Raw genomic sequence first — 7,993 nt, forward strand, 5'->3', positions numbered from 1 at the left:
AGCTGAAAGCGGGGAGGCCGCGCTCATGCTTTGGGCGCGGCCTCTTGCGTTTGAAAACCCCAATAACGGTTTCCGCGCCGCTGTTAACAGTTCATTGTTCACTATTCACTATCTTCGAATGCGTACCATCACAAACCGGTGCCTTGCCGCTGTGCTTGCAGCCGCAGAAGAACACGATCTTGTCCCGTGGGGCGGTGTAGGCCACCGGGGTGATGTCGGTGCCCTTGTGGCTGCCATCACAGTAAGGCTGGTTTTCACTGCGGCCGCAGGCACACCAGAACACCTTCTCCCCTTTCTTGACCGGCAACGGGTAGGGCTGCCGGGAAACAATGACAGGCTTGTCCATAGGGGCTCTCCTTTTCACAAACGGCCGGAGCGTTGGGCGGTGGCGACGTGCTACCTGCATTGCTGCGCAATCGCCTCTCTATCTTCAACTCGGAATTTCACTCCTCACTTTTGCTCGCGGCTTCTTGCGTTTCAGCAACCACAGCGCCACTTCCGCGCAACTATTAATTATTAACTGTTAACTATTAACTGCTTTTACCCCCTGTCGCACAAATGTCACTCAAACGTCACTACTGTGCCACGTCCACTGGCGAAACTGCCCGAAACTGCCAGTGGAGTACACTATGCTTGCGCAAGCCGCAGGAAAGATCAAAGCCCTTAGCCCCCAGTTAAGAGGGGCCCTGGCCAAGCCGTTTACGGCCACTGCCGATATTCTCCGTTTCCCGCGGGACATGACGGCGGATGCGGAAAATGCCGGGCGCTTCAGTGCCTATTTCACCCGTTCCCGGCGTGAAATCATCAAGGTCCAGCGTCTGCGCTACCGTATTTTCTCCCAGGAATACGGCGCCAGCTTCAGCGCGCCCTTCGGGCTGGACCGGGACCGTTTTGATAAACACTGCCTGCACCTGGTGGTGCGCGACAATCAAAGTGGCGAGATCGTTGGTTACACCCGGGTGCTGCCCGGTGAGCGCCTGCACCGCACCGGCGGTTTCTATTCCAGCGGCGAATTTGATCTGTCCATGCTGCGTCATCTGGATGGTCGGGTGGCGGAGATCGGTCGCACCTGTATCCATCCCGCCCACCGCGGCGGCGCCGTGATCACGGTGCTGTGGGCACGGCTGGCCCAGTACATGCTCGAAAACGATGTGCGCTACCTGCTGGGTTGCGCCAGCATCGCCCTGAGCGAAGGCTACAACGTGGCCGCCATCCAGCAGCGCATCAGCCAGCGCCACCTCAGCGAACCGGCATTGCGGGTGCAGCCGCACCTGCGCCTGGAGCGCCTGCCGGGCAATGCCGCTGACGACAACGTGAAAATGCCGCCGCTGCTCAAGGCCTACCTGCGCATGGGCGCCCGGGTGTGTGGCGAGCCCTGCTGGGACCCGGATTTCAACTGCCTGGATTTCTTCGTGCTGATGGCGGTGGATGATCTGCCGGCTCGCTATGTGCAGCACTTCCTACAACCGGCCCAGGCGGTGTAAAGCCAGTTGACAGTGGTAGTGGACAGTTAACGGCTAAAGGCCCCGAGACATGAGCGAAGTGAACGATAGCGTCAGCATCAGTCCTTATGTGGAAAGCGGCCCCTGGCCGCAGCTGCGCCGGGTGTGGCGGGTCGCCCGCATCGTGCTCTATCTGCTGTGGGGCTTTGTGTTGGCATTCCTGCTGGGGGCGTTCTGGTCGCCGTATCGGCCGGTGGTGCTGGCGGCCAAGCAGCGCTGGTGCCGGCGCTTTCTGCGTATCCTCGGGGTGGAACTGACGGTCACCGGTACCCCGGTCGACGCGCCGGTGTTTCTGGTCAGCAACCATGTGTCCTGGCTGGATATTCCGCTGATTGCCAGCCAGCGCCATTTGTATTTCCTGTCCAAGGCGGAAGTGGGGGAGTGGCCGTTAATCGGCACCCTGGCACGTGCCATGGGTACGCTGTTCATCAAGCGGGGCAGCGGCGAGTCCAGCCGCAAGGCCCGGGAAATCGCTGACCGCCTGAAGCTGGGTCACACGGTGCTGGTGTTTCCGGAAGGCACCACCACCGATGGCTCCAGCCTGCGCCGCTTTTTCCCGCAGTTGTTCGATGCCCCACTGATGGCGGATGTGCCGGTACAACCCCTGGCGGTGCGTTACCTGGATGATAGCGGCGCCCCGGACGCCGCCATGGCCTTCATCGGCGACGACGAATTTCACCTTCACCTGTGGGCCATGCTGCTGCGCAACCGCATCCGCGTGCGCCTGCACTTCTGCGAACCGGTATCGGCACAAGGCACGGATCGGAAGGGGCTGTGTGAGGGGGCGTGGGGGAAGGTGGCGGAGCAGTTAACAGTTAACAGTGAATAGTTAACAGCGTCGCGGATTGGCGTTGTTGCGGACTTTACACGCAAGAGGCCGCGTCCATGCTTTGGGCGCGGCCTCTTGCGTTTGAAAACCCGAAGAGCTCTTTTCGCGCTGCTGTTAACTATTCACTATTCACTGTTAACTGACTAGCATCTGCCTTTCCAACACATCAAGGACCTCCCCCAGCCATGACCCGCGCCAGCGATCTGAAAAAATCTGATGTTATCGAAGCCAACGGCAGCCTCTACGCCATCCGTCAGATCGAGGTGCAGTCGCCCTCGGCCCGGGGCGCGGCGACCCTGTATCGGGTGAAGGCCAGTGCGGTGGGCGGTGGGTCCAAGTTCGAGGAGCGTTACAAGGGGGATGATGAGGTGACCACGGTGGAGTTGCTGCGCCGGCCGGTGCAGTTTTCCTACCTGGACGGTGATGATTACATCTTCATGGATAACGAGGATTTCTCTCAGTATCTGCTCAAGGCCGAAGACATTGCCGACGAGCTGCCCTTTATCACTGAGGACACCGAAGGCCTGCTGGCGCTGCGGGTGGACGATGCCGTGATCGGCCTGGAGCTGCCTGCGTCGGTGGTGCTGGAAGTGACCGAAACCGCTCCGGCCATGAAGGCCGCCTCTGCCTCTGCCCGCACCAAGCCGGCGACTCTGAATACCGGGCTGGTGGTGCAGGTACCGGAATATATCGTGGAAGGCGAAAAGGTGCGGGTGAACACCGCCGAGCGCAAATTCATGTCCCGGGCCTGATCCCGGATCATGAGGTTATTGCGGGGAGCCACGGTAGCGTGTCTGGCGCTGCTGATGGGCGGCTGCCAACTGGGCTACTACAGCCAGGCCGCCAAGGGTCACCTGTGGTTGATGGGCCAGCGTGAACCGCTCGAGGCGGTGCTGGCGGACCCGCAGACCCCGCCGCAGATTGCCGATTCCCTGCAGTTCAGCCAGCAGGTTGTCCGCTTTGCCGGGGATCAGCTGGCACTCCCCGCCGAGGACGTCTATCACCAGTATGTGGCCCTGGAGCAGGACGCGGTGGTGTGGAATGTGCTGGCGGCCCCGGCCTGGTCCTTGACCCCCAAAACCTGGTGTTACCCGTTGATCGGCTGCGTCAGCTACCGGGGTTATTTCCAGCGCCAGGCGGCGGAAAAGACTGCCACCAAACTGGCCGAGCAGGGACTGGATACCTATGTGGGCGGTGCCATTGCCTATTCGACCCTGGGCTGGTTTGCCGATCCGTTGACCACGCCCATGCTGCAACGCTCCGAGCCGGCACTGGCGGAACTGTTGATCCACGAGCTGGCCCACCGGCGCCTGTATATCAAAAATGACACCCGTTTCAATGAATCCCTGGCCACCCTGGTGGGCCGCGAAGGCGCGGTGGATTTCTTTGCCGCCAGTGGCGAGCCGTTGCCGACGGATTTCTGGCAGCGCCGTGAGCAGGTCCGCCAGGCCTTTATGGCCATCGTCACTGATACCCGTGAGGCCCTGAAACAGCTCTACACCGCTGAGCAGGATGAGGCGGTGCTGGCCCGGGAAAAATCCCGCATCCAGCAGCAGGCCCGGGAGCGCTTCGCCCGCGAGCAACAAAGCCTGCCGGCCCTGGCTGGTTACCGGGGCTTCTTTGACGGGCCGTTGAACAATGCCCAGTTAAACGGTGTCAGTGACTATAATGATCATGTGCCGGCCTTTGCCCGCCTGCTGGAACAATGCCGGCGGGACTGGGACTGTTTCTGGCAGCAGGTGGAAAACCTGGCCGAGCTGACGCCGCCACAACGCAATAACGCCCTGGAGGGCCTCACATGGAACTGATTCGCACGCCGCAACCGGAACTGGCCGAGCTGTTTGAGCATACCCTCAAGCGCAATGGCTTTGCGGTGGCGCGCCGGGAGGAGGGCAGCGAGCAGATCATCGACCTGCAGGACCCGACGCAGTACAACCATGCCAAGGCCCTGCTGGAAGAGCTAATTGCCGATCTCAAGCATCAGCAGGGTCGCCAGCCGGTAGAGCCCCTCACCGGGCGTCCCCAGCCACTGATGTCCGGGGGCTGGTTCGCCAGCCTGGGCTGGGTGACCCGCATCGTGTTGATTGTCAGCGTGCTGGTGTATCTGACGCCGTACCTGATGGGCGATGGCGTCTACCGGGCGCTGCTGTTCCCGGCAGCACTGGACGGGCTGGCCAGCCAGCCCTGGCGGCTGGTGACCCCCATGCTGCTGCACTTTTCCCTGCTGCACCTGCTGTTCAATCTGCTCTGGTGGTCGGACCTGGGCCGCTTGATCGAGCGGTTCCAGTCCAGCGGGCAGCTGGTGCTGGTTACCCTGGTCACCGGTATTACCGCCAATGTGGCCCAGTTCTTCCACACCGGGCCCATGTTCGGTGGTCTGTCCGGCGTGGTCTACGGGCTGCTCGGTTACCTGTGGATTTACGGCAAGGTAAATCCCGAGTCCGGTTACCCCCTGCGCCGGGAGATAGTCATCTTCATGCTGGCCTGGATGGTGATCTGCTTTGTGGGGCTGTCCAGTGTGGTAGCCAATGCCGCTCACCTGGCCGGCTTGGTCAGTGGCTGCCTGCTGGGGGCTGGTTTCGGGCTCTGGCGCCGGGCTCAGGGGGCCGGGGCCGTTTGAGTTACCCCGGTCGTACTGCTATAAAGACAGCCAAAACAATGAGTCACAATAATGAAAGGATACCGGCGACCTATGCAGTGGCGCGTCCTACCCGGGTTTGTCCCCTCACTCCTCGTTGCAGCGGTCGTTTCCTTGCAGGGCTGTTCCCTGGCCAGCATCGACGACAACCTGCCCTATGGCGTACTCAACAACAATGACCTTGAGCTGGTGGCTGAGGGCTTGCCCACCTATCTGTTGATGGTGGACGGTCTGATCGAAAACTGGCCTGATAGCGCCTCCATGCTGGCCAGTGGTGCAGACCTTTATGGCGCTTATGCCGGCCTGTTCGTGGAAGACCCGAAACGGGCCCGCAAGCTCAGTGACAAGGCCCTGGGCTATGCCTTCCGCTCTGCCTGCGCCCACGATAGCGATTACTGCAATCTGCGTGACCTGTCCGTGCCCGAGTTCGAGGAATTGCTGGAAGATGCGGACAAGGGCGATGTGCCCATGCTGTTCACTCTCGGCAGCGCCTGGGCCGGTTATATCCAGCAGAACACCAGCGACTGGAATGCGGTGGCCGAACTGGGCCGCGTGGAAGCCATCATGGAGCGTGTGGTGGTGCTGGAGGAAGGTTATCAGTATGGCCAGGCGCACATGTACCTGGGTGTGCTGAGCAGCATCCTGCCCGCGTCCCTGGGTGGCAAACCGGATCAGGCGAAGGCCCATTTCGAGCAGGCCATGACCCTGTCAGATGGCAAGAACCTGTTGGCCCCGGTGCTGTATGCGGAAAAATATGCCCGTTTGGTGTTTGACCGTGAACTGCATGATAGCCTGCTGGAAGATGTCCTTACCGCTGATCCGCAGGTGCATGGTCTGACACTGCAGAACACCTATGCGCAGGAGCAGGCCGAAGCCCTGCTTGCCGACGCTGACGATTATTTCTAGGAGTACTTATGCTGCGTCTTGCCACGATTCTGGTCGCACTGTTGCCGGTCTGGGCTTCGGCCGCCAACACCCTGAAAATTTCCACCCTGTACCCGGACGGCACCACCATCGTTACCGGCCTGAAAGAGGCGGGTAAGGAGATTGCCGAAAAGACCGAAGGGCGGGTGAAACTGAAAGTGTACCCCGGTGGGGTAATGGGCGATGACCGGGCGGTACAGCGCAAGATCCGCATCGGCCAGCTCCACGGCCAGGTGGCCCAGGGCGGCGCCTTTGCTTCCGCCTACAAGGACAGCCAGATTCTCAATGTGCCGCTGGCCTTCAATAACTACGACGAAGTGGATGCGGTGCGCGCCGAACTGGACCCGGTGATCAAGCAGGGCCTAGAAGAGGGCGGCTGGGTCAGCTTCGGCCTGATCGACGGCGGCTTTGCCTACGTGATGTCAGAGAAGCCGGTGAAGAGCATTACCGATCTGCGCGACCAGAAGCTGTGGTTGCCGGCCAACGATGAAGGGTCGGCCAAAGCGGCCAAGGCGTTTGAATTGTCGCCGATCATGCTCAATATCGGCTCGGTGCTGACCTCCCTGCAGACCGGGGCGGTCAACGCCTTTGCGGCCCCGCCAGTGGCGGCCCTGACCCTGCATTGGTATTCCCGGGTGAACTACCTGACCGACATGCCGCTGCTGTACACCTTCGGCACCCTGGGTATTCACGAAAAGTTCTTTAAACGGCTCAGCGCCGAGGACCAGCAGGTAGTGCGTCAGGTGCTGGAAAGCACCTTTGCCAAGCTGGATGCGGAAAGCCGCCAGGAAAACCTGAGCGCCTTCCAGGCGGTGAAACAGCAGGGCCTGGAAGTGGTTGAGCCTTCCCCGGAGCAGCTGGCCGAATGGCGCAGCTATGCCAAACGGGCTACCGCAGAACTGGTGGAAGAGGGTGAAATTTCCCAGGGCATGCTGGACCGGCTTAACGCCATTCTGGCCCAGCAGCGCGAAGGGCAGTGATGGCAGCCTTGCTACACAGGCTCCATCGCACTCTTCACCAGATCGAGGACGGCCTGATCGTGGCCGTCCTTTTGTTTATGGTGCTGTTGGCGGTGGCGCAGATCGTGCTGCGTAATTTTTTTGGCACCAGCCTGGTATGGATCGAGCCGCTGCTGCAGAACGCGGTGCTGTGGATCGGCTTGCTGGGCGCCATGATCGCCTCGCGCAATGATGAACACATCCGCATCGATGTGGCCTCGTCGTTGCTGCCGGAAAAATACCACCCCTTCCTGACCACCGTTGTGGACCTGTTCACCGCCTTTATCTGTGTGCTGGTGGCCTGGTACAGCGTGGGGTTCGTGATCGAGGAATACGACTACGCCGGTGCGGCCTTTGCCAATGTGCCGAGCTGGCTTCTGCAGAGCATTATCCCGCTGGGCTTTTCGGTGATGGCAGTGCGTTACGTGGTGCTGTTCGTGCTGGGGTTGCTGGGTAAGCGGCCGAAGATGCAGGAGCCGGTGCCATGATTACTGTCGCCATTATCCTGCTGGTGTTGTTGGCGCTGATGGGGGCGCCGCTGTTTGCGATTATTCTCGGTGCGGCGGCACTGGGCTTTTATACCCTGGGTATCGAGATGTCGGTGCTGCATATCGATATCTATCAGCTGAGCAATTCCGTAGTGCTGATGGCGCTGCCGTTGTTCACCTTTGCCGGTTTCCTGCTCAGCGAATCGAAAACAGCCGACCGCATGCTGCGTCTCAGCCAGGCCGCCTTCGGCTGGATGCCCGGTGGCATGGCCTTTGTGTCGCTGATCGCCTGCGCCTTCTTTACCGCCCTGACCGGCGGCTCCGGGGTCACCATCGTGGCGCTGGGTGCACTGCTGTTGCCGGCGCTGGTAAAAGGCAATTACCCGGAAAAATTCAGTCTCGGTCTGGTGACCTCATCCGGCAGCCTGGGTCTGCTGCTGGTGCCCTCAGTGCCGCTGCTGATCTACGGCATTATTGCCCAGCAGATGTCACAGCAGCTGGACATGCCGTCGGTGGAAATCGTCGATTTGTATCTGGCCGGCCTGGTGCCGGCGCTGCTGATGGTCGTGTTGATGTACGGCTATTGTGTGTGGGCGACGCGCGGCACCGAGGTG

At 60.9% G+C, this 7,993-nt stretch carries 10 protein-coding genes; 9 read left to right on the forward strand and 1 reads right to left on the reverse strand.

Annotated elements, in window-relative coordinates; genetic code table 11:
* Window positions 1-91 precede the first annotated feature (91 nt).
* The gene (locus tag ACFE0K_RS13215; RefSeq protein ID WP_434536501.1) at window positions 92-346 is read right to left on the reverse strand and encodes a CDGSH iron-sulfur domain-containing protein; all 255 of its coding nucleotides are present in this window, start codon (window positions 344-346) and stop codon (window positions 92-94) included.
* 283 nt (window positions 347-629) lie between these two features.
* Between ACFE0K_RS13215 and ACFE0K_RS13220 the strand changes: the two genes are divergently transcribed.
* The 9 genes from ACFE0K_RS13220 to ACFE0K_RS13260 form a co-directional block, all read left to right on the forward strand.
* Window positions 630-1,484, forward strand: a complete 855-nt coding sequence (locus ACFE0K_RS13220) for a GNAT family N-acetyltransferase (RefSeq protein ID WP_434536502.1) — start codon at window positions 630-632, stop codon at window positions 1,482-1,484.
* A gap of 49 nt (window positions 1,485-1,533) precedes the next feature.
* Complete coding sequence (locus ACFE0K_RS13225; RefSeq protein ID WP_434536503.1) at window positions 1,534-2,331, forward strand: lysophospholipid acyltransferase family protein; 798 nt, start codon at window positions 1,534-1,536, stop codon at window positions 2,329-2,331.
* A 185-nt stretch (window positions 2,332-2,516) separates the two neighbouring features.
* On the forward strand, window positions 2,517-3,083 hold the full coding sequence (gene efpL, locus ACFE0K_RS13230; RefSeq protein ID WP_434536504.1) for an elongation factor P-like protein EfpL: 567 nt from the start codon (window positions 2,517-2,519) through the stop codon (window positions 3,081-3,083).
* A 9-nt stretch (window positions 3,084-3,092) separates the two neighbouring features.
* Window positions 3,093-4,139, forward strand: coding sequence for an aminopeptidase (locus tag ACFE0K_RS13235; protein WP_434536505.1), 1,047 nt, complete (start codon window positions 3,093-3,095; stop codon window positions 4,137-4,139).
* A complete protein-coding gene (locus ACFE0K_RS13240) occupies window positions 4,130-4,951 on the forward strand; it encodes a rhomboid family intramembrane serine protease (RefSeq protein ID WP_434536506.1) in 822 nt (273 codons plus the stop codon). The genes ACFE0K_RS13235 and ACFE0K_RS13240 overlap by 10 nt, the downstream gene beginning before the upstream one ends.
* Window positions 4,952-5,023: 72 nt before the next feature.
* Window positions 5,024-5,875, forward strand: coding sequence for a TRAP transporter TatT component family protein (locus ACFE0K_RS13245; protein WP_434536507.1), 852 nt, complete (start codon window positions 5,024-5,026; stop codon window positions 5,873-5,875).
* Window positions 5,876-5,883: 8 nt separating this feature from the next.
* The gene (gene dctP / locus ACFE0K_RS13250; protein WP_434536508.1) at window positions 5,884-6,873 is read left to right on the forward strand and encodes a TRAP transporter substrate-binding protein DctP; all 990 of its coding nucleotides are present in this window, start codon (window positions 5,884-5,886) and stop codon (window positions 6,871-6,873) included.
* A gap of 59 nt (window positions 6,874-6,932) precedes the next feature.
* Complete coding sequence (locus ACFE0K_RS13255; protein ID WP_434536509.1) at window positions 6,933-7,379, forward strand: TRAP transporter small permease; 447 nt, start codon at window positions 6,933-6,935, stop codon at window positions 7,377-7,379.
* Window positions 7,376-7,993 (forward strand): TRAP transporter large permease subunit (locus tag ACFE0K_RS13260; RefSeq protein WP_434536510.1); only part of this gene is annotated, 618 nt, incomplete at its 3' end. The genes ACFE0K_RS13255 and ACFE0K_RS13260, both read left to right, overlap by 4 nt.

Source organism: Alcanivorax sp. (genome assembly GCF_051117345.1).
GTDB lineage: Bacteria > Pseudomonadota > Gammaproteobacteria > Pseudomonadales > Alcanivoracaceae > Alcanivorax.